The organism is Marilutibacter spongiae (genome assembly GCF_014145325.1).
GTDB lineage: Bacteria > Pseudomonadota > Gammaproteobacteria > Xanthomonadales > Xanthomonadaceae > Marilutibacter > Marilutibacter spongiae.
In genome coordinates this window covers 295,341-315,694 of the sequence record NZ_JACHTF010000002.1, presented here as the reverse complement: position 1 = coordinate 315,694, position 20,354 = coordinate 295,341, and the positions used below count along the sequence as shown (strand labels likewise).

Sequence of the window (20,354 nt, the reverse complement as noted above, 5' to 3'; positions counted from 1 at the left end):
GATACACCGGGACGGCCCCCGGTTGCACGTGGAGCGGGTCATCCGCGGCGAAGGGCGATCCCATCCGCCTTGGATGCAACCGGACGCGCGTTGGCCGTCTCCATTCCTGCAAACGGGGCATGGTGCCCCTGGAGACGCCCCATGGTCGACATCATTGCCTTGTTCATCCCGATGGTCTTCGCGGTCTGCATCGTGCTCGCGATCCGCGCCGTCGTCGAAAGCCGGCTGCGCCGGCGCCTGGCCGAGACCCACGCCAGCGAAGACCTGATCCGGACCCTGCTCCTGGCCGACCAGGAGAACCGCCACCAGGCCACGCTCAAGTGGGGCATGGTGCTGGTCCTGACCGGACTGGCCTTCGGCCTGATCGACGTCGCCAACCTCACCGCCGAGGACGCGGCCAGCTACGGCATCCTCTTCGGCGCGATCGGGCTGGGCATGATCGGCTACCACTTCCTCCCCCGCGGTCGCCACTGACCGTCCACCCGGCCCGCGCCCGCCGGGCGCGCGGCCCCTCCACAAGGAATCCCCATGACACCTGGCCTCGTCCTCACGGGCGTGCTGCTGGCGGGCAGCGCATTGCCCGCCGCCGCGACCGACACCCCCGGCGACCCCTCGACCGGAGGCGATACCGTCGCCGCCGCGGGTCCCGAACGGACCCGCCTCGATGCCGCCCTCGGCGAATGGATGGCGCGCACCCGTGTTCCCGGCGTGGCCATCGCCCGCGTGCGCGACGGCCACCTGGCCTGGACATCCACATGGGGCGAGCGCGACGCCGGCGAGCCGCTCGACGCGGACACCATCTTCAACGTCGCCTCGCTGACCAAGCCCGTGTTCGCCATGATGGCCCTGCACCGGGCGGCCGACGGTGGCCCGGGGCTGGATGAGTCCCTCGCCGCGGACTGGGTCGACCCCGACGTCGCCGGCGATCCACGCCACCTGGCCCTGACGCCGCGCATCGCCCTGAGCCACCAGACCGGCCTGCCCAACTGGCGCGGCGACGCGCCGCTGGCGTTCGCGTTCGCCCCGGGCGAGCGCCACGAATACTCGGGCGAGGGCTACGAGTACCTGCGTCGCGCGATCGAGCACCGGGCGGGCGAGTCGATGCCGGCGCTGATGCGCGCCCACGTGCTGGCGCCCGCGGGCATGAGCTCGACCTCGTTCGGCTGGAACGCACGCATCGAAGGCCATCTTGCGATCGGTTTCGGCGCCGACGGCACGCCCTACGACATGGCGTACCTGCGCAAGCGCGGGCCCAATGCCGCCGCCAACATGTTCACCACCATCGGCGATTACGGGCGATTCACCGCCAGGGTGGCGCGCGGTGCCGGCCTGCCGGCGCCGATGTTCGCGCAGATGCAGCGGCCGCAGGCCCTGCATGCAGGCGCGGCCGAGCACTTCGGCCTCGGCTGGCGGGTGAGCGAGGTCGAGGGCGCGACGGTGCTTTCGCACGACGGCCGCGAGCCCGGCGTGCGCACCCAGGTCTACGTGGCGCCCGCCAGCGGCGACGGCCTGGTCATACTGACCAATGGCGACAACGGCGAGCTGCTGACCCGGCCGGTGCTCGAGGCCACGTGGCCGGGTGCCGATGCCCTGTTGGCGGCGATCGATCGCGACATCTGGCTCTACCTGCAGCGGATGCCCGCGGGCCAGGTGGGCCAGCTGGCGAACATGCTCCCGCGCTCGCCGCCCTTCATGGCGCGCTTCCTCTACGCGGCCGATGCCCGGCTCGTCGCCGGGGCCGGCCTGCCAGCGGCGGAGCGGCAGGCCGCGCACGATGCCATCGCGCCCTTCGTGCTCGGCCTGGTCGATGGCAGCATCGCCCCGGAACGCGCATCGGCGGTGGTGGAGATGGCGCTCGAGAGAGAAGCAACGGAAGGCGCGACCACTGGCGCCACCGCGCGTTGGCGCCAGCGCTTCGACGCCACGCGCGCACGCGCCTGGCGCGATGCGCTCGGTGGTGCGGAGGGCTAGGCGCACCGCACGGGAGGGGCCGGCTCGGGCGGACTTGTTACCCTGACAGGACGTCCAGGGAAAAAGGGAGCCCCGATGCCTCGCATGCCCATGATCGTGCTGCTTGTCGCCGCGTCGTTCGTCGCGTCGTTCTCATCGCCATCGGCCGCCGGTCCCGGCGAGCGGGACGCGGCGGCGATCGCGCATTTCGATGCCTACCTCGCCGCGTTCCGCGAGGAGCACCGGATTCCCGCCCTCGCGGTGGCGGTGCTGCGCGATGGCCGGCCGCTCTGGGCGAAGGCCTATGGCTGGTCCGACGACGAGGCCGAAGTCGAGGCCACCATCGACACCACGTTCTCCATCGCCTCGGTGACCAAGCCGATCGCGGCCGCTGCGATCATCGCGGAGGCCGAGGCCGGAGCGCTCGACCTCGACACGCCGATGGCGGCCGATCCGGACTGGGCCGATACCTGCGACTGGCTTTCGCACAGCGAGATCCTGTTCGGCAGCGGCGGCCGCGAGGCCGACGGCACGCCGGTGCCGGCGATGGACTGCACGCGGGGGGTGACGCTTCGCGACATGCTCAACATGCGCGCCAACGGCGATGGGTCGCAGTTCGTCTACAACCCGGTCAGCTACGCGCGCATCGATCGCGTCATCAGCGGCGCAGGCGGGCGCGACCTGCGCGCCATCGTCCGCGAGCGCATGATCGACCCGGCCGGCATCCACGACCTGGCCCTGGGCTGGCGCGATCCGCAGGGCGGTTCCGCCTTGCGCCTGCTGGCGCCGCCCTTCGAAGTCGTGGACGGCAAGCGCCGGAAGAACAATGTGTCCGACGACGACTTCCGCGCCGCCGCGGGCATCAAGGCGAGCGTCCGCCAACTGGCGCAGTTCGACGCCGCACTCGACGCCGGCCGCCTGCTGCCGGAAGGTTGGCATGCACGCATCTTCGACGCGCCCGTCGAGGCCGCTGCCGGCGACTACCGCTGGGGCTGGTTCGCCCAGGAATGGCGGGGCGAACGCCTGCTCTGGCATTCGGGTTGGGACCCGGGCCGCTACTCGGCCATGTACCTCAAAGTGCCCGAGCGCAGCCTGACCCTGATCGTGCTGGCCAACACCGAAGCCTTGTGGTGGGACAACTCGGCGGTGCGCGCCGAGATCGAGACCAGCCCGGTCGCGGCGACCTTCCTCGCCGATTTCGCCGGGCTGGGCGCGCCCGCCACCGCCGCGCCCGATGCGCTTTGAGCCGGGCGGGAGATCGGGTAGCCTGCCCGGCACGCAGGATCGGAGGCGGGCAGGGATGCGGGACGCGTCGAGGAGCATCAGCCGGGGACTGGCGATCGCAATGCTCGTCGTCGCGGGCAGCGTGGCCGCGTCGGGTGGGGACATCGATCCGCGCGTCCTGGCGCCCGATGCGTCCGTCGAAGGCACGGACTTCGGCGAGCTGACCGAACACTGGTGGCGCTGGGCCGAGTCGTTGCCGGTCGCGCCCTACCAGGATCCGGACGGGCGACTGTGCGATCTGGGCCAGGCGGGTCCGGTCTGGTTCCTCGCGGGGACCGATGGCAGCTTCACCGCGCGCCGCGAGTGCACCATCCCGGCCGATCGCCACCTGCTGCTGCCGGTCATCAACATGCTGCACAGCAACCCGCCGCGGGCGCCGAAGGGCTACGTAAGGCGCCGCTGCAGTGAGCTCCAGGCGGCGGCTGCAGTCAACAACGACGGACTCAACAGTGCCGTGGTGCTGATCGACGGCGAGCCGGTCCGGGACGTGGCGCGCTACCGCGTGCGCAGCCATGGATGCTTCGACATGGACGAGGATCGCGAAGGGGCCAACGGGGCGGGCGATGCCGGGAAGCGTCCCGGGCGGCTCGCCGCCGCCGATGGCTACTGGTTGCTGATCCGGCCGCTCGCGCCGGGTCGGCACACGATCGTGGTGGGCGCCAACTATGGGGTCGATGCCGATCGCAGCTACGGCAACATGGTGCAGAACTTCGAGTACGTGCTCGATGTCGGCGGTTCGGTGAACACGGCCTCGCGCCAGCGCCACGGTCGCGGCGGAGAGCGCCTCGCCGCGCGCGCGGGCCCGCCTGGGCACGCAAAGGCCCCCTGAGCGGGGTGGGCAGCGGAAGGACGCGCAGGGAGGGTGGGCGTCCCGACGATGTGCCCGAAGGGCGATTGGAAGGCGGTCAGTCCGCCCGGACGAGGTGATAGAGATTGGTTTCGCCGGAATTCGCCTCCACGATGTCGGGGCGACCGTCGCCATCCAGGTCGCCGCAGGAGACGTGGTAGGTGTCTTCGGCCAGTTCGGGGCGAAGCGCCATCTCCCGGTAGCGGCCGTCCGCCTGCGACAGGAACACGACATTCGCCTGCTCGCTGTTGCCCTCGACGACGTCCAGCCGCCCGTCGCCATTGAAGTCGGCGACCGCGACCGAGGCGGTCGCATGCGCCGTCGACAGCACGCGCCGCCGGGTGAATCCGCCGCGGCCGTCTCCGTAATGGATCGTCGACCCCGTCCGCAGGCTGCCGGTCACCAGGTCGAGGCGTCCATCGCCGTCCATGTCGCCGCTGGCGACCGCGCGCGTGTCGTCGTCGGCTTCGCCGTAGGAGAGACCGGCGTCGAAGCCGCCATGGCCGTCATTGAGGTGGACGCGCCCGGGCGCGCCGCGCTCGGCGGTGGCCAGGTCGAGCCAGCCGTCGCCGTCGATGTCGGCGACATGGACCTGGATCGTCGGGCCCTTGGCGTCGCCGAAGCGGGTGACGCGGTCGAAGCGCCCGGTGCCGTCGTTGAGGGCGATTTCGTTGGGGCCGAAGCGATTGGCGACCACCAGGTCGACGTCGCCATCGGCATCGATGTCCACGGCGGCCACGCTGCGCGAAGCGAGGGCGGGGTCGCCGAAATCACCGGCGGCATCGAAGCCGCCGCTGGCGTTTCCGAACAGCAGCCGGTTTTGGACCTTGTCGTTGGCGACGGCGATGTCCATGCGACCGTCGCCGTTGAAGTCCGCGGCGGCCATGGCGTACGAGGCGTCCATCCACTCACCGACGGGGCGTCCGGACTTGAAGGCGCCATGGCCGTCGTTGAGGTAGAGGTAATTCTGTTCCGCCCAATGGCGGCCGTTCGCCACCAGCGCATCCAGGTCGCCATCGCCGTCCATGTCGACCAGGGTGATCGAGGCCGTGCGTTCGGTGCCTGTTCCCACCGACAGGAACCCGTCATGGTTGACGAACCTGATGTCCTCGGCAGCGGCGGCGAAAGGCATCAAGAGCAGCAGGGCGACGCAGGGTGTCAGGTGCATGGCGATCCAGGGGGCCGATGGGCAGGCATCCCGGGCCGGCCCCGTCGTGCGGGAAAGCGGGCCCGGACGCCTTTGGGCCAGTCTGGAGGCAGGCCTGGCCGCACCCCAGTGTCGAAGGTCAGGGGCGGTGCTCGCGCTCGCCGGGTCCAGGCGCAGGGTCGGGACGAAAGCGCCCCCGCGACGTGCGGGGGGCGCTTCGAAGTCCCATGTCCGGATGGATCAGGGGCTGGTGCGCAGGCTCAGGCCATAGGCACCGAGGATGGCGTTGATCGGGGTGAAGTAACTGTTGCCACCGCCATTGCGGCCCTGGCGGCCCTTGCAGCTGCCGCTGCCGCCGGACAGCACGCCCTGGGCCTGGCCCACGCCGGTGATGTACGAACCGCCGGAATCGCCGCCCTCGGCGCAGGCCGTGGTGCGGGTGAGGCCGGTGACCGTGCCGTCCGGCTGGCCGCTGTCGTTGACGTAGGACACGGTCACGTTCTTGCTGCCGATCGCGCCGCAGTGCCAGCCCGAGGTGCGGCCGGAGCGGCAGATCGCGGTGCCCACCGGCGCCTCGGTGCCGCCGCGCACGGTCACGTCGCCCTTGCCGTAGCCATACACGCTCGGCGAGAGGGTGTGGGTGCTGTCGACCTGCACCCAGCCGCGGTCGGGACCGGTCTGGTTGCCTTCGGGCATCGCGGAGGCGGCGAACGCGCCCAGGCGCACGCCCGGCGTCCACTGCGAGACCTCCTGGTAGACGATCTCGCCGACGTCGCCGCAATGGCCGGGCGTGGCGCCCTTGGTCACCGCGAAGCCGCTCGAGCAGGCGTACAGGTAGCCATCGCCGGGATCGCGCAGGATGCCGCGGCCGCCCTGGATGGCAGCGCGCCGCTGCGGTGCCTGGTCCATGCGCTCGAAACGGACGGTGCTGGCGTCCAGGCCGCTGCGGGCGACGAAGTCGATGGCGGCGTCCTCCGCGCCCGGCGCGACGCCGAGCACGACGCTGTTGCTGGGCAGGTCCACGGCCCAGCTGTACACCCCGCGCGGTGCACCGGCGCGACGGGCAAGCTGGTCGTCGAGCTGGCCCTTGGTGGCATTGAGCGCGGCCAGGCTGTGGCGCGCATGGCGCGATTCAGCGCCTGGCACGCCCGCCGGGCGCGTATTGGAGGTGGTCGCGACCACCAGGCCGAAGCTGCCATTGGCTTTGCGTTCCAGCCAGGCACCGGCGAACTCGCGGCCCAGCTGCCGCTCGGCGACCTTCTCCTGCTGCATGGCCAGGCGTTCGGCCTTGAGGTACTGCGCCAACTACGGGCCGCTGAGGCCGAGGTCGCGCTGCATGGCCGCCTCCAGGGCGGGCGAGAGTCCATCGGCGGCGAGGGCGGCTCCGGACAGGGTCATCGCGACGACGGCGGCGAGGACCGACACACTGAACTTGCGCATTGCCAAACTCCTTTTCCAGTAGTGGGCGTGGACAGCAGTGACGGCAGGCCGGGCGGCATCGCCAGTGGGGGCGTGGCCGGGACGCCTGGGCGACCGTGCGTGCTGGAACGGCGGCGCCTCGCCGCCCCCTACCCGGAAAGAGCGACGCGGCTCACGATTCGGATAGGTCGTTGCCGGTGCCCCGGTCGCGGTCGGCCAGGGCCGGGGTGCGATCGCTCAGCGACTGCGCTGTGCCAGGCGTTCGAAGCGGATGTCGGGATGGCCTTTTGCCTGCAGGTGCCGTGCGACCCGCTCGCTGACGATGATGCAATCGGTGTCCTCGTCGACGAGGAACATGTCCAGGACGCCGATGCGCGCCGGATCGAGCACAAGCCGGTCGATGATCCGCATCGGATGGATTTCGTCGGCATCGCCGCCTTCGTCGATACGGGCGACGTCGGAGTTCGCCAGGTCCGCGCAGGACACGCGACCCAGGATGTTGAGCAGGACGTAGGACTCGTCGGGCTGGGACAGGTCGTCGCCCTCGATACGCACCGGATGCACCTCGAGGTTGTCGATGCCCAGGGCCTGCAGGTCGTCGAGGAAGCCGCGCGTCGCGATCAGGGCCGGGGAACAGAACAGGGTTGGCCAATGGGCGTCCGGGCTGTCGCGGTCGAGCTCGCAGACCAGCGGGCCGCGAAAGGGCGCGCCGGCGTCGCAGGCCTCGTAGTCGACGAGCCTGCGGCCGGTCTTGGTCTCCACGCCCGCATGGCTGCGTTGGAACAGCGAGGCGGTGTCGCCGGGGACGTCCTCCAGGAGCCGGTAGTAATGCATGGGGCGCTGACCTCGTCGGGGGAGGCGGGCGAGCATAGCCGACGCATGCGCGGCCTATTGCCGAACGGTGACGGAAGTCGCACTATCGGCATGGACGCCGCAGGGGGTGGCGACAGGGGGCATCGATGGGCAAGTACATCCTGGCGCTGCTGTACGCCTGCCTGGCATGGGCGTCGCCCGTGCGGGCCGGGGAACCGGGCGCCGACCCGGCCGTCTGGGGCGATTTCGCCGAGGTCGCCGGACGCACGGCGTCCGGCGGCGAGCGCGCCTACACCCTGCGCTGGCAATGGCAGGTGCCGGGCCAGGTGCTCGTGCAGGAATACCTGAATCCCGGCGACGGGTCGGTCGCCAACCGCGAGGAAATCCAGCCTGGCAATGCGCCCGGCCGCCTGCTGCTGACGTCCTCGGTGCTGGGCAACAAGCAGTGGAACGGCACGCTTCAGGCCGACGGCAGCGTGCTCTTCATCGGCAAGGGCCTGCTCAAGCTCCCGTATCGCGTGGGGCTGTCGGACGATGGCGCCTGGGAGGTCCGGCGGGTGAAGCTCGATGGCGAACGCATCGCCTCGATCCTGCCGGTCGACGACTACAACCATTTCGTTTTCCTGGGCGCGTCCAGCGACACGGCGGTTGCCGTCGCGGTCGCGACCGACCCGGCCGGCGGAGCCGCCCAGCCGATCGGCGGGGCCGGGACGGCGAGCATCGCGATGGACGGCTCGGCCTGGTCGATCCTGGAGGCGTTGGTCGGCACCTACTGGTCGCCCAATCACCTGGACGATGCACCCGACGTCCAGGTCCGCGTGGATTCGATCTCGCGTGATCGCAAGGGTCGCATCGAGTTGCTGCAGCGCACCTACGGCATCGGTTCGTCGACGTGGACCTTCTCGCCGGGCGATAGCCCCGACGTGGTCCAGGCCGAGCTGTCGGATGGCTACGCCAAGCGGAGCGTGGTGTTCCGGCGCACGGCGGGCGGCGTGCTGGTGTCGGAATGGCATCGCCGGCCCTATTCCTTCTGGCGCGATTTCGGCATGGCGAGCAAGGACGAGTCGCGTACGCGCATCGTCTCCAGCGGTCCGGGCGACTACCTCATCGAAACGATCTGGCGCCCGGAAGACGACCGCCGCGACATGCCGTTCCCCGGGGAAACGACGCCGATGATCGGCTACAGCGCGGGCGAGGCCGGGGTGCTGGTCGCGCGCGGCGAGGCCGTGGAGCGCCGGAACTGGGAGGCGGTGATGGCGCGCAACGAGGCCGACAAGGCCGCTCGCAGCGCCGAGCGCTGGGCCACCTTCGGCGCCATCGCGCAGGGCTTGGCGGTGGGCACCATGGCCGCGATGGAAAGCCAGCAGGCGATGGAAGCGCAGCTGCAGGGCTCGATCGACCAGGGCCTCGCGCAGGGCGCCGCGATGTACGCGCAGACGCAGGCGCAACAGGCGCAGCAGATTCGGCAGGCACAAGAGGCGCAACAGGCGCAGATGCAGATGCAACAGGCGCAGGCTCAACTGGCCCAGGCCCAGGCCCAGACGCAAACGCAGGCTGTGGTGGGCGTGGGCCGGTCGCTCGCCGATTCTTCGAGCGCATCCGGCACGGCGGCGGGCGGTGCGTCGCCGTCATGCGCCAGCACCGGCCCGCAGCTCCGCCCGCAAAGCACGCCCTACATCGTCGGCAGTCGCGCCGAGGCCGAGGCCCGCCTGGCGGCGCTCGCCGCGCCGTCCTGTACCGGCGGTGGTGGCGGTCATTTCACCGACGAGACGTGCGTGGAGTCGCAGGGCATGTGGAGTTGCCGCCGGCAATTCGTCTGCGACGTGCCGCTGTGCTACGCCTCGCCCGCCCAGGGGTCGGCGCAGTAGCGCTGCCAGGGGCGGGGGCGGCGCGAGGCCGGCATCCCGCCACCAGGGCAACACGGCATACGGCCGTGGAGGCTTCAGAAGACCGGTTCGTCCATGCGGACCCGGCGCCGCAACTCGGTGAGCATGCGGCGCTCGGTCAGGTCGAGGGCCCATTGTGGCCGCAGCTGGAAGTGCGAGCGGTCGACGAGTGTCTTCCAGTTGCCGCCCCATTCCAGTCCCAGGTCGATGCCCAGCGCGCCGACTGCCTGGTACGCCGGCGAGTCCGGCAGGTAGCGATTGCCGCTGAATATGCCGATGTCGAAGGCGATGCCGAAGTTGTGCGTCGAATGGCCGCCCCGGGCGCCCGTGACCTTCGTCCCCGGCGTGCTGCGGCCCTGTGCATACAACCGGTCCTGCTCTTCGAACGAACGCAGGCCGCTGATGATCTCCAGCGTGATGCCCAGCGAGCGCGCCTTGAAGTACAGGGCGCGCGCATAGGGCCGCACCTCCGGCAACAGGGGGGCGATGGCGCGTTCGCTGCGGTCGCTGGCGCGATCGCCGGGGGCGGTGAACGCGACCCGGGGCCTTGCAGCGGGCTGCACGACGTAGCGATGGATGGCACCCCAGGTCTGCGGTCCGGCGCGGCCGTCGACGACGACGCCCAGTTTGCGTTGCACCGCGCGGATCATGTCTTCGGTCTTCATCGCCCTTGCTCCCTTCGGGTTCCTGCTCCGCCTGGCCCACGGCCCGATGGTGCCACGCCGTGCGTGCGGCGCCTGCGACGGCGGTAGCGGTCCGGGCCGCAAGCCTCAGGGTGCCAGCGACAGGCCCGGTCGTTCGTTGTCCCAGATCATGTGGATGATGCGCCAGCGTCCATCCGGCTCGCGGTACAGCTGGATGCTGTTGACGCCGCGGCGCTCGATCTCCGGCGCGTCGGGCGCGACGCGGGCCTCGTAGGTGCTCCATGCATGCGCGATGTTGCCGAAGACCTGCAACTCGCGCGCCGTCTCGACCTCGTGGAAGCCCTGCGAAGCCAGCAGGCGGTCGACGTTCTCGCGGTAGGAGGCGAGGTCGAAGGCCTGCATCCAGGGATTGCCGTCGGCATCCACGCCGGTACGAACCTGGCGGCAGTCGGGATGGAAGCAGTCGTCCTGCGTGCGCCAGTCGCGGGGGCCGGCCGGGCCCGAGATCATTGCGTACATGCCGGCGATGGCGGCGTCGATCGAGTCCAGGTCGGTGGGCATGGCGGCGGTTCCGGCGGGGGATGCGTGAAGCCTCACGCAAGACGCCCGGGCTGTCCACGCATGCGTGCGACTTGAACCGTGCCGGGCGTTTGCTAGATTCAGCGCATGGCCAAGACATCCGATTCCATCCGCTTCGAAGCCCGCCTGATGCGGCCCGCCACGCCGAAAGGCGCGAGCTGGTCGTTCCTGGTGTTGCCCGCGGCCGCCAGCGCGAAACTGCCGACGCGGGCGATGACGACCGTCGAGGGCCGCTTCGGCGACCAGGACTTCAAGGCGACGCTGGAGCCCGACGGCGAGGGCAGCCACTGGCTGAAGGTGACGCGCGCGCTGCGCGAGGCGGCGGGGGTCGAGGTGGGCGACGGCGTCGCACTCGAGATCCGGCACTCGGAAGAGCAGCTCGAGCCGGAGCTGCCGCCCGACCTGCGCAAGGCGCTCGACGCCGATCCGGCCGCGCGTGCCGTCTGGAACGACATCACCCTGGTCGCGCGCCGCGACTGGATCCTGTGGATCACCACGGCGAAGAAGGCGGAGACGCGCGACAAGCGGGTCGCCGGCGCCTGCGACATGTTGGCATCCGGCAAGCGCCGCGTATGCTGCTTCGACCGCTCGGGCAAGTTCAGCAAGGCCTTCGGCGCGCCGCAGGCCGCCTAGCGGCACCGCGGCCTGCACACGCGACCGTCAGGGCGGTGGCGCTAGGCTCGGGCGTCCCGACGACGGATGGACGCCCATGCAACTCGAAGGATCCTGCCACTGCGGCAAGGTGCGCTTCCGCTGCGAAGCCTACGCGCCGGTGCCGTTCCTCTACTGCTACTGCTCGATCTGCCGGAAGACCGCCGGCGGCACCGGCGCGGCGATCAACCTGGGCGCCTGGGCCGACACGCTGGAGGTCGAAGGCGAGGCGCACCTGGGCCTGTACCACGCGCGCATCCGAGAGGACGACGGCGCGTGCCGCATCAGTCGCGGCGAGCGCCGGTTCTGCCGTGAGTGCGGGAGCGCGCTGTGGGCCTTCGATCCGCGCTGGCCTGGGCTGCTCCATCCCCATGCCTCCGCGATCGACACGCCCCTGCCCGAAGCGCCCGCGCGCGTGCACATGCTGCTCGACTCGAAGGCCAATTGGGTCCAGGTCCCGGCGGGGAAGGGCGAGACCCGCCTGGCGGAGTTCCCGGACGAATCGCTTGAGGACTGGCACCGCCGCCATGGCCTGCTGGAGGAACGCGGCGGCGATGCCCCATAGCGGCGCGTGCCGGTGCGACCTGTCCGAACCGACAGCGGCCCCGGGCCGCCATCTGGTCCACACTTCCGGGGTTGTGGAGGCCCCTCGGAAACGGGGCTTTCGCGTCGCGCATGCCGACGCGCGCACGTGGCCGCTGTCCGTGGCCCGCCCCATGGAGACGAGAAAAGGAGTACGTCCGTGCCCCAGGACCTGCTGGACATCACCTTGTCCGACGAACAGATCGCCGCGGCCGATGCCGCCTTCGAGCAACTGGTGCGCGCCTTGCCCGGGCTCACCGCACTGACGCCCGACGAGCGCCGGGAAATGGGCGCGGCGAACGCCGGGCCGCCGGAGCTGCGTTCGCTGGTGTCCACCGGGCCGTGCGGGGATCCGGGTCTGGACCGCTTGCGTCGCGACCTGCAGGCATACGATCGGCTTCATTCCGTGTTCGAACGGGTGCATGCCCTGCGCGCGATGCTCGACGACACGCTCGCCGCGCTTGGCGGCAGGATGGCCCGGAGCGCGCTCGACGCTCGCGTCGCCGCCGACGCCGTGTGCGCGGCTGGTGGTGCACGGCCACCGCTTGCCCCGGGCGTGGACGACCCGCGCTGAGCCGCGCTCCGCGCCGCCGGACTTGCCTGCACCGGCGATCACGGCGAGAGTGCGCTCTGCCGGTGCTGTTGCGCCAGGGGAGACGGGGACATGCAGGCAAGCAAGGGAATAGGGAAGTGCGCGTGGCTGGCCGTGGCCTGGCTGGCGCTCGGCGGCGTGGCCGTCGCCCAGGCGTTCCGTGACGGTGAGGGCAGGGCGAGCCCGCCTTCCGAGTCGCGCCGCTACATCGACGGCTTCAGCGGCATGTTGCTTGTCACGCCGGACATGGACTGGGCGGCGAAATGGGACACGCCACCCGATGTCATTCCGCATTTCCGCGAAGCCAGCGAGGTCGCGCGGGGCGAGAAACTCGCCATCCTCGTGTTCTTCGCCAACGCGGGCCAGGTCGACGGCGCGATCGATACCGCGGTCGGTGTTCGCGTGACGCAGCCCGATGGACAGGTCCAGCTGGACGCCACGGACGAAGCCTGCGTCAGCGGCCCCTACGGCGGCGCGCCGGGGAATGTGCTGCTGTGCGCGACCTCGCTGCTGTACGTCGCCGACGCCGACGACCTCTCCGGCGACTGGACCGTGGAGGTGGTGTTGAAGGACCGCCACCGCGGCATCGAGATGCCCCTGCGGACGGCGTTCCGTGTGCTGGACTGAGCGGACCGGCATGCCGCCCGCAGCGTCGGCCGGCGCCCCGCGGACGCGACATGTCCCATAGGGAGGCGTGGCCCCGGCATGAGGTCATCGACGCGCTGAGGGGCTTCGCGCTAGCCGGCGTGGCCCTGGTCAACCTGCGCTACCTGTCGCTGTATGCATTCCTGCCGACCGAGGCCCGTGAGGCCCTGCCTTCGGCGGGCTTCGACGGCGTGGTGCTGTCACTGATGGGCGGGTTGCTGGACGCGAAGTTCATCACCCTGTTCTCGATGCTGTTCGGCCTCGGCTTCGCCCTGCAGGTCGACCGCGACGACCGGGCCGCCAGCGCCGGCGGCGCCCGGCGATACGTGCGTCGCGTCCTCGGGCTGGCACTGATCGGCGCGCTGCACGGCTGGTGCCTGTGGTGGGGCGACATCCTGCTGACCTATGCGGCGGTCGCGCTGCTGATGCTGCCGCTGCGCCGCCTGGGCGATCGTATGTTGCTGCTGTTGGCCCTGGTCCTCGCCCTGCTGCCGGGGCTCATCGCACCCTGGGTACGCCCGTGGCTGCCGCCGCTGCCCAGCGGCCCGGAAGCGTTCGCTCAGGGCCTGGTCGCGTTCTCGACGCCATCGCTGGCCGTTGCCTTCCAGGGCAACGCCGAACTCGCCAACTGGGCGCGGATGTCGAACTGGGGGCTGCTGTGCTTCGTGTTGTCGCGCTTCCTGCTGGGCTACTGGGCCGGGCGCCGCGGCCTGCTGCAGGACCCGGAGCGGCACGTCGGCCTGCTGCGCCGGTTGTGCATCGGCGGGGGGCTGCTTGGCCTCGCGCTCCTGCTGGTCGCGGGCCTGCAGGCGGAACTGCGCGAGGCCGTCCCGTTGTTGCAGGCGCCGCTGGCCCGGCGCGCGCTGCGGATGGTGGGGCGACTCGAGTCGATCGCGCTCGGCGTCGCCTACGCGTCGGGTTTCGTCCTGCTGTTCCTGCAGCCGGCGGGGCGGTGGTGGCTGGGCGCGTTCGCGCCGGCAGGCCGCATGGCCTTGACCCACTACCTGCTCCAGAGCGTGGCGGGCGTGGGCCTCTTCTACGCGATCGGCTTCGGCATCGGGCCCGGGGGCGGCCTGTGGCCGGTGTTGCTGGCCTGGGCCGCGATCCTTGGCCTGCAACTGTGGGTCAGTCCACGCTGGCTGGCGCGGTACCGCCACGGCCCGGTCGAGTGGCTGTGGCGCTGGTCCACGCGGGGGGAGCGACCGCCCTTCCGTCGGCGGCCGGCGATGGCGCCTGCGCCAGCGGCGACGGCATGAGTGCCGCGGCGCTGCGACGGGCGTAGGATGCGATGGCGGGATCCAGGGGGTGGACCGCGGGGGCGGGCCGGGCGGGCACCGGCGCCCTTCGCCGCGCAATCGTTCCCCGGACGCATGGGTTGTCCATCTTTCTCGGGAGCACGACACGATGAGCGGTTCCACCCTCCAGGGCGGTTGCCTGTGCGGTGCGGTGAGGTTCGAGGCGACGTCGCCGTTCCGGCGCATGGTCCACTGCCATTGTTCGCGCTGCCGGCGCAGCACCGGCACCGGGCATGCGACCAACATCGCCGTCGACAGCGGCCAGTTCGCGTGGCTGTCGGGCGAGTCGTCGATCTCGCGCTTCGACCTGCCCGGCGCCGAGCGCTTCGGCAAATGGTTCTGCAGCCATTGCGGTTGCCCGCTGCCCCGGCGCTCGCGCGACGGCAGCTTCGTGATGATTCCCGCCGGGTCGCTCGACACCGCGCCGCCCATACTGCCGGGCGACCACATCTTCTGGGGCTCGCGGGTGGAATGGGGATGCCCCAGTGGCGGCATCCCCACGCACGACACCTACCCCGAAAGCTGGGGCTGAGCGGGGGCGCACTCACGGCGTGTAAGTGACGCTCAGGATGGCCGAGGCGCCGTTGTCGAGCCAGAGGTAGTGGGTCGCGAGCGGGTCCTGGGCGAAGCGCAGCCGCACCTGGGTGCGGCCGCCCTTGTTGATCGCCGCCCGCCCGGCGGTGCTGAACGCGGTGCTGGCCTGGCTGCCGCCGCTGAAGGCCGGGACCTGGGCGACCGCGCTCGCCGTCGGCGTGTTGGCCCAGTCGGAGGCCTCGACGGTGCACGCGCCCAGGCAGCCGGTATGCACGTCGACCACCAGTGCGTTGCCCGCAGGGCTGCTCCACGGGTCGCCGTAAGCGCTGCGGTAGGCGACCGTCAACGTGGCCGAGGTGACCGTGGCGCCATCGGGCAGGGCCGAGGTATCGAACGAGAGCAGGCTGCGGTTGAACTTGCCGTCGGTACCGCGGCCGACGGCGAGTCCCAGGTAGGCTTCCAGCGTGCCCACCGCCGCGCCGCCGCCATCGCCTGTGGCCTTCACGTACCCGTCCAGGGCGGCTTCGTTGGCGAAGTCCAGGGTGAGCGGTGCGCCGCCGCCGTCGTCGCCGCCGGTCACGGTGACGTGGGCGACGGCCGAGGTGCCGACGTTGTCGACCAGGTCACGGGCGCGCGCCTGCACCGCGTGCGACCCGTTGCTCGCGACGCCGGCGTCCCAGGTGGCGGCGTAGGGCGCGCTGGTGTCGCTGCCGACGAGGACGCCGTCGACCAGGAACTCGACCCGTTCCACGCCGACGTCGTCGCTGGCGACGGCCGCGAGGGCCACGTTGCCGCTCACGGTGCTGCCGTCGGCGGGCGAGGTCAGGTTGACCGTCGGCGCGACGCCGTCGAGGTTGTCCAGGCCCCAGAAGTGACCGATGTGGTAACTGGAGCAGATGTTGGCGTCGAGGATGTAGGCGCCTGCGGTGCCGCACTGGCTCTCGCCGGTGCCGGGGTCCACCGGCGTGCCGTGGCCCATGCCGGTGATGGTGTAGGTCTCCACGCGTGGCGTGCCGGCGGCGTCCTTGTAGACCCTGTGCGGATAGCCGGCCACGGTGTCGGCGACATCGGCGACGGCATCGATGCCATGCACGTTCGTCCACTGTTCCATCGCCTCGGTGAGGTTGGCCGGCCGCACCACGTAATCGGCGTCGCCATGCCAGATCGACACGATCGGCCAGGGACCGTTCCAGTTGCCGGCGGCGCGGACCTTGTCGCCCCACGCCGACGGCGTGAGGTCGCTGCCCGGGTTCATGCAGCTGAAAGCCGCGGGCTGGCTGGTCGCGCAGCGATAGGGCAGGCCGGACAGGATCGCGCCGCCGGCGAAGACATCGGGATAGGTCGCGAGCATCACAGCCGTCATCGCGCCGCCGGCGGACAGCCCGGTGGCGTAGACGCGATCGCCGGCGATGCCGTGGTCGAGGATCATGCGGTCGACCATCTGCTTGATCGACAGCGGTTCGCCCTGGCCCCGGCTGGTATCGGCGGTGGTGAACCAGTTGAAGCAGCCGCTGGCGTTGTTGCCGCTCTGCTGCTGCGGCAGCAGGAGGGCGAAATGCCAGCGGTCGGCCAGCATCTGCCAGCCGGTCTCGGCGTCGTAGCTGGAAGCGGTCTGCGAGCAGCCGTGCATCGCGACGACCAGGGGAGCATTGGCCGGCAGTCCGGCAGGCACGTACTTGAACATCCGCAGGTTGCCGGGATTGCTGCCGAACCCGCTGACTTCGGTCTGGGCCACGGCGGGCAGGGCGCCCAGCGACGCCAGGGCGAGGCAGGCGAGGGTGGCGAACTTCCGCAGCGGCCGCGGCAATGCCGGACGCGTGGCGGGCGGTGCAGGAACGGGGGACGGCGCGCGTCCATGGGCAACCGGTGGCATCTGCGTCTCCTGACAGCGAATGTACCGGGCAGTACGACAGCGTCGCGGAGGCCTGCACAGTGTCCAAAAGGGCAAGCTGCAGTGCAGCATCGGCACGGGCCGTTTGATCGCGGGTTGACGCTCGCGGGTCGATAGTGGGGCATGGCCGATACCTCGTCTTCCCCGTCGCCGGCTTCGCGCCTGGCGTGGTTGCTGCTCCTGTTGCTTGCGTTCCTGGCGTGGTCGCTGGGTTCGGGTCGACTGCAGGTGCCCGACGACTGGAACCCCTGGGCGCCGCTGGACGTACGGGCCACGCCGAATGCATTGACCGGGCTGAAGCTGCGTCGGGCCGGCGCCGATCCGGAGGCCTGCTTGGAGGCCCTGTCCCGCTCGCGCCTGGCGTGGACGCCGCTGCCGGACCGCACGACCGGCGACGGCTGCGGCTTGCGCAATGCCGTACGCGTCGAGGGCGGTCGCATCGATCCCGGACAGGCGTTCCCCCTCAGTTGCCGGGCGGCATTGTCGCTGGCCATGTGGGAAGCGCACGTGCTGCAACCTGCAGCGCGGCAGCGGACGGGGCAGGCGGTGGTGGCGTTCGAGCACCTGGGTTCGTACGCCTGCCGCAATCTCTACGGACGCCCGGACGGTCGACGCAGCCGGCATGCCACTGCCGATGCCCTCGACCTGGCGGCCTTCGTGCTGGCCGACGGACGCCGGGTCAGCGTGCTTGCGCACGGTGCCGCCGACGCGCCTGGCGGCGATGAAGCGCGCCTGCTGCAGGACCTGCACGATGGCGCCTGCCGCTACTTCGATGCGGTCCTCGGGCCGGCGTACAACGCGGCCCATGCCGACCACTTCCACTTCGACCGGGGCGGCGCACGCGTGTGCCGCTGAGGGCGCCGCGCGGCGCTCACCACAGGTAGAGCTGGAGCGAGTCCTCCCGAGGTCGGGGCGGGATGTCCGCCAGCAGTCCGCGGTGGTCGGGGAAGTTCATCGCGCTGCGCTCGATCAGGTTTTCGATCGCGGCGAGGTTGTGCTGTGCCTGCCGAGGGGTTGGCGGCTGCAGGCTCGTGGCGTCGGGGAAGATGCCCATGCCCGCCAGCAGGCAATACCACGACACCACCGGGTAGGCATTGCCGAACTGGCCTTGCCTGAGGCCGCCGATGATCGGCTTGCGTGCCATCCAGGTCCGCAGCAGTTGCACCAGCGACTCGGACAGGTGCGCGTTGGCGGTGTTGTCGCGCCAGTATTCGGTATCGGTGCGGTTGTTGGTCTTGTAGTGGGCGACGATGTAGTCGCGCGTGCCCTCGATCTGCGCGTTGAGGGTGTCGTTGAAGCGCGAGCGCGTGGCCTGCCCGATGTCGCCGCTTTCCAGCGCCTCGACCAGAAGGCTCGCGGTGCGCTGGACGAACTGCAGCGCGGTCGCCTCCAGCGGTTCGATGAAGCCCTGCGCCAGCCCGTTGGCGACGCAGTTGTGGCGCCAGCTCTCCGCGGCGCGCCCCACGCGCATCTTCAGGTGGCGCGCCTGGACGTCGGCATCGAGCAGGCCCAGGTGCGCGCGCAGCTCCGTCTCGGCCTGGTCGGGCGTGCAATGCGCGGTGCTGTAGACATAGCCGTTGCCGTGGCGCTCGGTGAGCGGGATCTTCCATGCCCAGCCGTGCGAGAGGGCGGTGGAGACGGTCTGGGTCATGATGCGGCCGCCGGCCGGGCCCGGCAGGGCGACGGCGGCGTCGTTGAACAGGTTCTCGGTGAACGGCACGAAGGGCGTTTCCAGCGCCTTGCCGATCAGCAGCGATGCAAAGCCGGTGCAATCGACGAAGAAGTCGGCCGACAGGGTCTCGTCGCCGTCGAGCTCCAGCGCGGCGATGTCGCCGTTGGCGGCGCGGCGGACCGCGCGCACGTGGCGCGGCACGTGCCGCACCCCGCGTTCCACGGCCTTGTCGTGCAGGAAGACGCCCAGCAGGCTGGAGTCGAAGTGGTAGCCGTACCAGACATCGAAGGGGAAGTTGCGCGACGGTCGAGGGGCGAGGGCGTCGCGCGCCAGACGCGCGGCGATGAAGAAGCGGTCCGGGTGCGCATCGACGTCGGCCCCCTGCAGGCGTGCATGCACGTTCTGCACGAACTGGGTCATCGTCAGGTTGTCGAGCATCGAGGCGAAGGGATGGAAGTAGCGCTCGAAGCCGGGACGGGTGGACCAGCCCTCGAAGCTGATGCCGGCCTTGTAGGTCGCGTTGCACGCGGGCATCCACTCGGGTTCCTCGATGCCCAGGCCATCGAAGAAGCCGCGCAGCCATGGGGTCGATCCCTCGCCGACGCCGATGGTGCCCACCTGCGGCGATTCGATCACGGTCACGCGCAGGCGCTCGCCATAGGCCGAGTTGGCCAGGAGCAGGGCGGTCATCCAGCCCGCGCTGCCGCCACCGACGACGGCCACGTGCTTCACCGGCGGTTCGGCATCGATCGCGGCGTGGGCGGCATGGGCGGCACCGGTGCCGCAGGACTGGGTATAGAGGGGTAGGGTGGCCATGCCCCAGCCTACGCACGGTCGCCGGCATTTCAAGCACGGTCGCGAGGCCGCGCCCTTTATCCCGTGCCGGCGCGTCCCCATCTGTAGGATTCCCCCGCAGAGCCGCGACCATGATCCCGTTGTCCGTCCTCGACCTCGCGCCCGTCACCGTCGGCAGCACGCCGGCGCACACCTTCGCCAACACCCTGGCGCTGGCCCGCCATGCCGAGCAGCTGGGCTACCGGCGCTTCTGGCTGGCCGAACACCACAACATGCCGGGGATCGCCAGCGCCGCCACGGCGGTGCTGATCGGGCACGTGGCCGGCGGCACCTCGTCGATCCGCGTCGGCTCGGGCGGCGTGATGCTGCCCAACCACGCGCCGCTGCAGGTGGCCGAGCAGTTCGGCACCCTGGGCTCGCTGTACCCCGGCCGCATCGACCTGGGCCTGGGCCGTGCACCGGGAACCGACCAGCCGGCGGCGCGGGCGCTGCGACGCTACTACCAGGGCGCCGACGAGTTCCCCGCCGACGTGGTTGAGCTGCTGGGCTACTTCGAGCCCGTCCGCGACGGGCAGTCCGTGCAGGCCGTGCCGGGCGCCGGAGTCGAGGTGGAACCCTGGATCCTGGGCTCCAGCCTGTTCGGCGCGCAGCTGGCCGCGACCCTCGGCCTGCGCTATGCGTTCGCCTCGCACTTCGCGCCGGCCATGCTGGAACAGGCACTGGCGGTGTATCGCCGCGAGTTCCGGCCGTCCCGCCACCTCCAGGCGCCGCACGCGATGCTGGCGCTGAACGTGGTCGCCGCCGACAGCGACGAGGAGGCCGCGCGGCTGTTCACCACGCAGCAGCAGGCCTTCGTCAACCTCAGGCGCGGTCGTCCCGGCCAGGTGCCGCCACCGCTGGCCTCGGGCGCAGCCTTCGACGCCTATTGCCAGCCGGGCGAGCGCGCCGGCGTCGACGCGGCCCTGTCCTGCGCCGCGGTGGGGTCGCCGGACACCGTGCGCACGGCGGTCGATGCCTTCGTGCAACGCTACCGGCCGGACGAGCTGATCCTCACCGCCAACATCTTCGACCACGACGCGCGCCTGCGCTCGTTCGCGCTGGCCATGGAGGCGATCCAGGCCTGAGCCG

General features: G+C 71.1%; 21 protein-coding genes. 13 read left to right on the top strand and 8 right to left on the bottom strand.

Annotated features, from left to right (window positions below; genetic code table 11):
- The first annotated feature begins 141 nt into the window (after window positions 1-141).
- The 4 genes from H4F98_RS03040 (at window position 142) to H4F98_RS03025 (ending at window position 4,063) form a co-directional block, all read left to right on the top strand.
- Window positions 142-474, top strand: a complete 333-nt coding sequence (locus H4F98_RS03040; RefSeq protein WP_182685179.1) for a DUF6249 domain-containing protein — start codon at window positions 142-144, stop codon at window positions 472-474.
- Window positions 475-528: 54 nt separating this feature from the next.
- Window positions 529-1,971: a serine hydrolase domain-containing protein gene (locus H4F98_RS03035; RefSeq protein ID WP_182685178.1), complete on the top strand. Its 1,443-nt coding sequence runs from the start codon at window positions 529-531 to the stop codon at window positions 1,969-1,971.
- 75 nt (window positions 1,972-2,046) lie between these two features.
- Complete coding sequence (locus tag H4F98_RS03030; protein WP_182685177.1) at window positions 2,047-3,195, top strand: serine hydrolase domain-containing protein; 1,149 nt, start codon at window positions 2,047-2,049, stop codon at window positions 3,193-3,195.
- A gap of 100 nt (window positions 3,196-3,295) precedes the next feature.
- Window positions 3,296-4,063, top strand: a complete 768-nt coding sequence (locus H4F98_RS03025) for a hypothetical protein (RefSeq protein ID WP_182685176.1) — start codon at window positions 3,296-3,298, stop codon at window positions 4,061-4,063.
- A 76-nt stretch (window positions 4,064-4,139) separates the two neighbouring features.
- On the opposite strand, the gene H4F98_RS03020 is transcribed toward H4F98_RS03025, so the two are convergent.
- The 4 genes from H4F98_RS03020 to H4F98_RS03010 form a co-directional block, all read right to left on the bottom strand.
- Complete coding sequence (locus H4F98_RS03020) at window positions 4,140-5,249, bottom strand: FG-GAP repeat domain-containing protein (protein WP_182685175.1); 1,110 nt, start codon at window positions 5,247-5,249, stop codon at window positions 4,140-4,142.
- 219 nt (window positions 5,250-5,468) lie between these two features.
- Window positions 5,469-6,533 (bottom strand): S1 family peptidase, encoded by a 1,065-nt coding sequence (locus H4F98_RS03015; protein ID WP_182685174.1) that lies wholly within the window; start codon window positions 6,531-6,533, stop codon window positions 5,469-5,471.
- The gene (locus tag H4F98_RS16900) at window positions 6,534-6,668 is read right to left on the bottom strand and encodes a hypothetical protein (protein WP_281368116.1); all 135 of its coding nucleotides are present in this window, start codon (window positions 6,666-6,668) and stop codon (window positions 6,534-6,536) included.
- A 216-nt stretch (window positions 6,669-6,884) separates the two neighbouring features.
- Window positions 6,885-7,481, bottom strand: coding sequence for an imm11 family protein (locus H4F98_RS03010; protein ID WP_182685173.1), 597 nt, complete (start codon window positions 7,479-7,481; stop codon window positions 6,885-6,887).
- A 125-nt stretch (window positions 7,482-7,606) separates the two neighbouring features.
- Between H4F98_RS03010 and H4F98_RS03005 the strand changes: the two genes are divergently transcribed.
- Window positions 7,607-9,328, top strand: coding sequence for a hypothetical protein (locus H4F98_RS03005; RefSeq protein WP_182685172.1), 1,722 nt, complete (start codon window positions 7,607-7,609; stop codon window positions 9,326-9,328).
- A 74-nt stretch (window positions 9,329-9,402) separates the two neighbouring features.
- Here H4F98_RS03005 and H4F98_RS03000 read toward each other — a convergent pair whose 3' ends face one another.
- Entirely contained in the window at window positions 9,403-10,011 is a 609-nt protein-coding gene (locus tag H4F98_RS03000) for a M15 family metallopeptidase (RefSeq protein WP_182685171.1), read from the bottom strand.
- A 105-nt stretch (window positions 10,012-10,116) separates the two neighbouring features.
- Complete coding sequence (locus tag H4F98_RS02995) at window positions 10,117-10,551, bottom strand: Cif family virulence factor (protein ID WP_182685170.1); 435 nt, start codon at window positions 10,549-10,551, stop codon at window positions 10,117-10,119.
- Between the two features lie 105 nt (window positions 10,552-10,656).
- On the opposite strand from H4F98_RS02995, the gene H4F98_RS02990 reads away from it, so the two are divergent.
- From H4F98_RS02990 to H4F98_RS02965, 6 genes are all read left to right on the top strand, one after another.
- Window positions 10,657-11,202, top strand: a complete 546-nt coding sequence (locus H4F98_RS02990; protein WP_182685169.1) for a YdeI/OmpD-associated family protein — start codon at window positions 10,657-10,659, stop codon at window positions 11,200-11,202.
- Window positions 11,203-11,278: 76 nt separating this feature from the next.
- Entirely contained in the window at window positions 11,279-11,785 is a 507-nt protein-coding gene (locus H4F98_RS02985) for a GFA family protein (protein WP_182685168.1), read from the top strand.
- A gap of 177 nt (window positions 11,786-11,962) precedes the next feature.
- Window positions 11,963-12,376: a hypothetical protein gene (locus tag H4F98_RS02980; protein WP_182685167.1), complete on the top strand. Its 414-nt coding sequence runs from the start codon at window positions 11,963-11,965 to the stop codon at window positions 12,374-12,376.
- Window positions 12,377-12,466: 90 nt separating this feature from the next.
- Window positions 12,467-13,021 carry a hypothetical protein gene (locus tag H4F98_RS02975; protein ID WP_182685166.1) on the top strand — a complete coding sequence of 185 codons (555 nt, stop codon included), beginning with the start codon at window positions 12,467-12,469 and terminating at the stop codon, window positions 13,019-13,021.
- Between the two features lie 50 nt (window positions 13,022-13,071).
- Window positions 13,072-14,295: a DUF418 domain-containing protein gene (locus tag H4F98_RS02970; RefSeq protein ID WP_182685165.1), complete on the top strand. Its 1,224-nt coding sequence runs from the start codon at window positions 13,072-13,074 to the stop codon at window positions 14,293-14,295.
- Window positions 14,296-14,443: 148 nt separating this feature from the next.
- Window positions 14,444-14,866 carry a GFA family protein gene (locus tag H4F98_RS02965; protein WP_182685164.1) on the top strand — a complete coding sequence of 141 codons (423 nt, stop codon included), beginning with the start codon at window positions 14,444-14,446 and terminating at the stop codon, window positions 14,864-14,866.
- A 12-nt stretch (window positions 14,867-14,878) separates the two neighbouring features.
- Here H4F98_RS02965 and H4F98_RS02960 read toward each other — a convergent pair whose 3' ends face one another.
- Window positions 14,879-16,741 carry an extracellular catalytic domain type 1 short-chain-length polyhydroxyalkanoate depolymerase gene (locus H4F98_RS02960; protein ID WP_182685163.1) on the bottom strand — a complete coding sequence of 621 codons (1,863 nt, stop codon included), beginning with the start codon at window positions 16,739-16,741 and terminating at the stop codon, window positions 14,879-14,881.
- A 141-nt stretch (window positions 16,742-16,882) separates the two neighbouring features.
- On the opposite strand from H4F98_RS02960, the gene H4F98_RS02955 reads away from it, so the two are divergent.
- Entirely contained in the window at window positions 16,883-17,614 is a 732-nt protein-coding gene (locus tag H4F98_RS02955) for an extensin-like domain-containing protein (RefSeq protein ID WP_182685162.1), read from the top strand.
- Window positions 17,615-17,630: 16 nt separating this feature from the next.
- Here H4F98_RS02955 and H4F98_RS02950 read toward each other — a convergent pair whose 3' ends face one another.
- Window positions 17,631-19,247 carry a tryptophan halogenase family protein gene (locus H4F98_RS02950; protein ID WP_182685161.1) on the bottom strand — a complete coding sequence of 539 codons (1,617 nt, stop codon included), beginning with the start codon at window positions 19,245-19,247 and terminating at the stop codon, window positions 17,631-17,633.
- A gap of 110 nt (window positions 19,248-19,357) precedes the next feature.
- Between H4F98_RS02950 and H4F98_RS02945 the strand changes: the two genes are divergently transcribed.
- The gene (locus tag H4F98_RS02945) at window positions 19,358-20,350 is read left to right on the top strand and encodes an LLM class flavin-dependent oxidoreductase (RefSeq protein WP_182685160.1); all 993 of its coding nucleotides are present in this window, start codon (window positions 19,358-19,360) and stop codon (window positions 20,348-20,350) included.
- The last annotated feature ends 4 nt before the right edge of the window (window positions 20,351-20,354 follow it).

Bases quoted from the DNA above. Each gene is read 5' to 3' on its own strand.
- H4F98_RS03040 (WP_182685179.1), top strand. From the start codon at position 142: ATGGTCGACATCATTGCCTTGTTCATCCCGATGGTCTTCGCGGTCTGC.
- H4F98_RS03035 (WP_182685178.1), top strand. From the start codon at position 529: ATGACACCTGGCCTCGTCCTCACGGGCGTGCTGCTGGCGGGCAGCGCA.
- H4F98_RS03030 (WP_182685177.1), top strand. From the start codon at position 2,047: ATGCCTCGCATGCCCATGATCGTGCTGCTTGTCGCCGCGTCGTTCGTC.
- H4F98_RS03025 (WP_182685176.1), top strand. From the start codon at position 3,296: ATGCTCGTCGTCGCGGGCAGCGTGGCCGCGTCGGGTGGGGACATCGAT.
- H4F98_RS03020 (WP_182685175.1), bottom strand. From the start codon at position 5,249: ATGCACCTGACACCCTGCGTCGCCCTGCTGCTCTTGATGCCTTTCGCC.
- H4F98_RS16900 (WP_281368116.1), bottom strand. From the start codon at position 6,668: ATGCGCAAGTTCAGTGTGTCGGTCCTCGCCGCCGTCGTCGCGATGACC.
- H4F98_RS03010 (WP_182685173.1), bottom strand. From the start codon at position 7,481: ATGCATTACTACCGGCTCCTGGAGGACGTCCCCGGCGACACCGCCTCG.
- H4F98_RS03005 (WP_182685172.1), top strand. From the start codon at position 7,607: ATGGGCAAGTACATCCTGGCGCTGCTGTACGCCTGCCTGGCATGGGCG.
- H4F98_RS03000 (WP_182685171.1), bottom strand. From the start codon at position 10,011: ATGAAGACCGAAGACATGATCCGCGCGGTGCAACGCAAACTGGGCGTC.
- H4F98_RS02995 (WP_182685170.1), bottom strand. From the start codon at position 10,551: ATGCCCACCGACCTGGACTCGATCGACGCCGCCATCGCCGGCATGTAC.
- H4F98_RS02990 (WP_182685169.1), top strand. From the start codon at position 10,657: ATGGCCAAGACATCCGATTCCATCCGCTTCGAAGCCCGCCTGATGCGG.
- H4F98_RS02985 (WP_182685168.1), top strand. From the start codon at position 11,279: ATGCAACTCGAAGGATCCTGCCACTGCGGCAAGGTGCGCTTCCGCTGC.
- H4F98_RS02975 (WP_182685166.1), top strand. From the start codon at position 12,467: ATGCAGGCAAGCAAGGGAATAGGGAAGTGCGCGTGGCTGGCCGTGGCC.
- H4F98_RS02970 (WP_182685165.1), top strand. From the start codon at position 13,072: ATGTCCCATAGGGAGGCGTGGCCCCGGCATGAGGTCATCGACGCGCTG.
- H4F98_RS02965 (WP_182685164.1), top strand. From the start codon at position 14,444: ATGAGCGGTTCCACCCTCCAGGGCGGTTGCCTGTGCGGTGCGGTGAGG.
- H4F98_RS02960 (WP_182685163.1), bottom strand. From the start codon at position 16,741: ATGCCACCGGTTGCCCATGGACGCGCGCCGTCCCCCGTTCCTGCACCG.
- H4F98_RS02955 (WP_182685162.1), top strand. From the start codon at position 16,883: ATGGCCGATACCTCGTCTTCCCCGTCGCCGGCTTCGCGCCTGGCGTGG.
- H4F98_RS02950 (WP_182685161.1), bottom strand. From the start codon at position 19,247: ATGGCCACCCTACCCCTCTATACCCAGTCCTGCGGCACCGGTGCCGCC.
- H4F98_RS02945 (WP_182685160.1), top strand. From the start codon at position 19,358: ATGATCCCGTTGTCCGTCCTCGACCTCGCGCCCGTCACCGTCGGCAGC.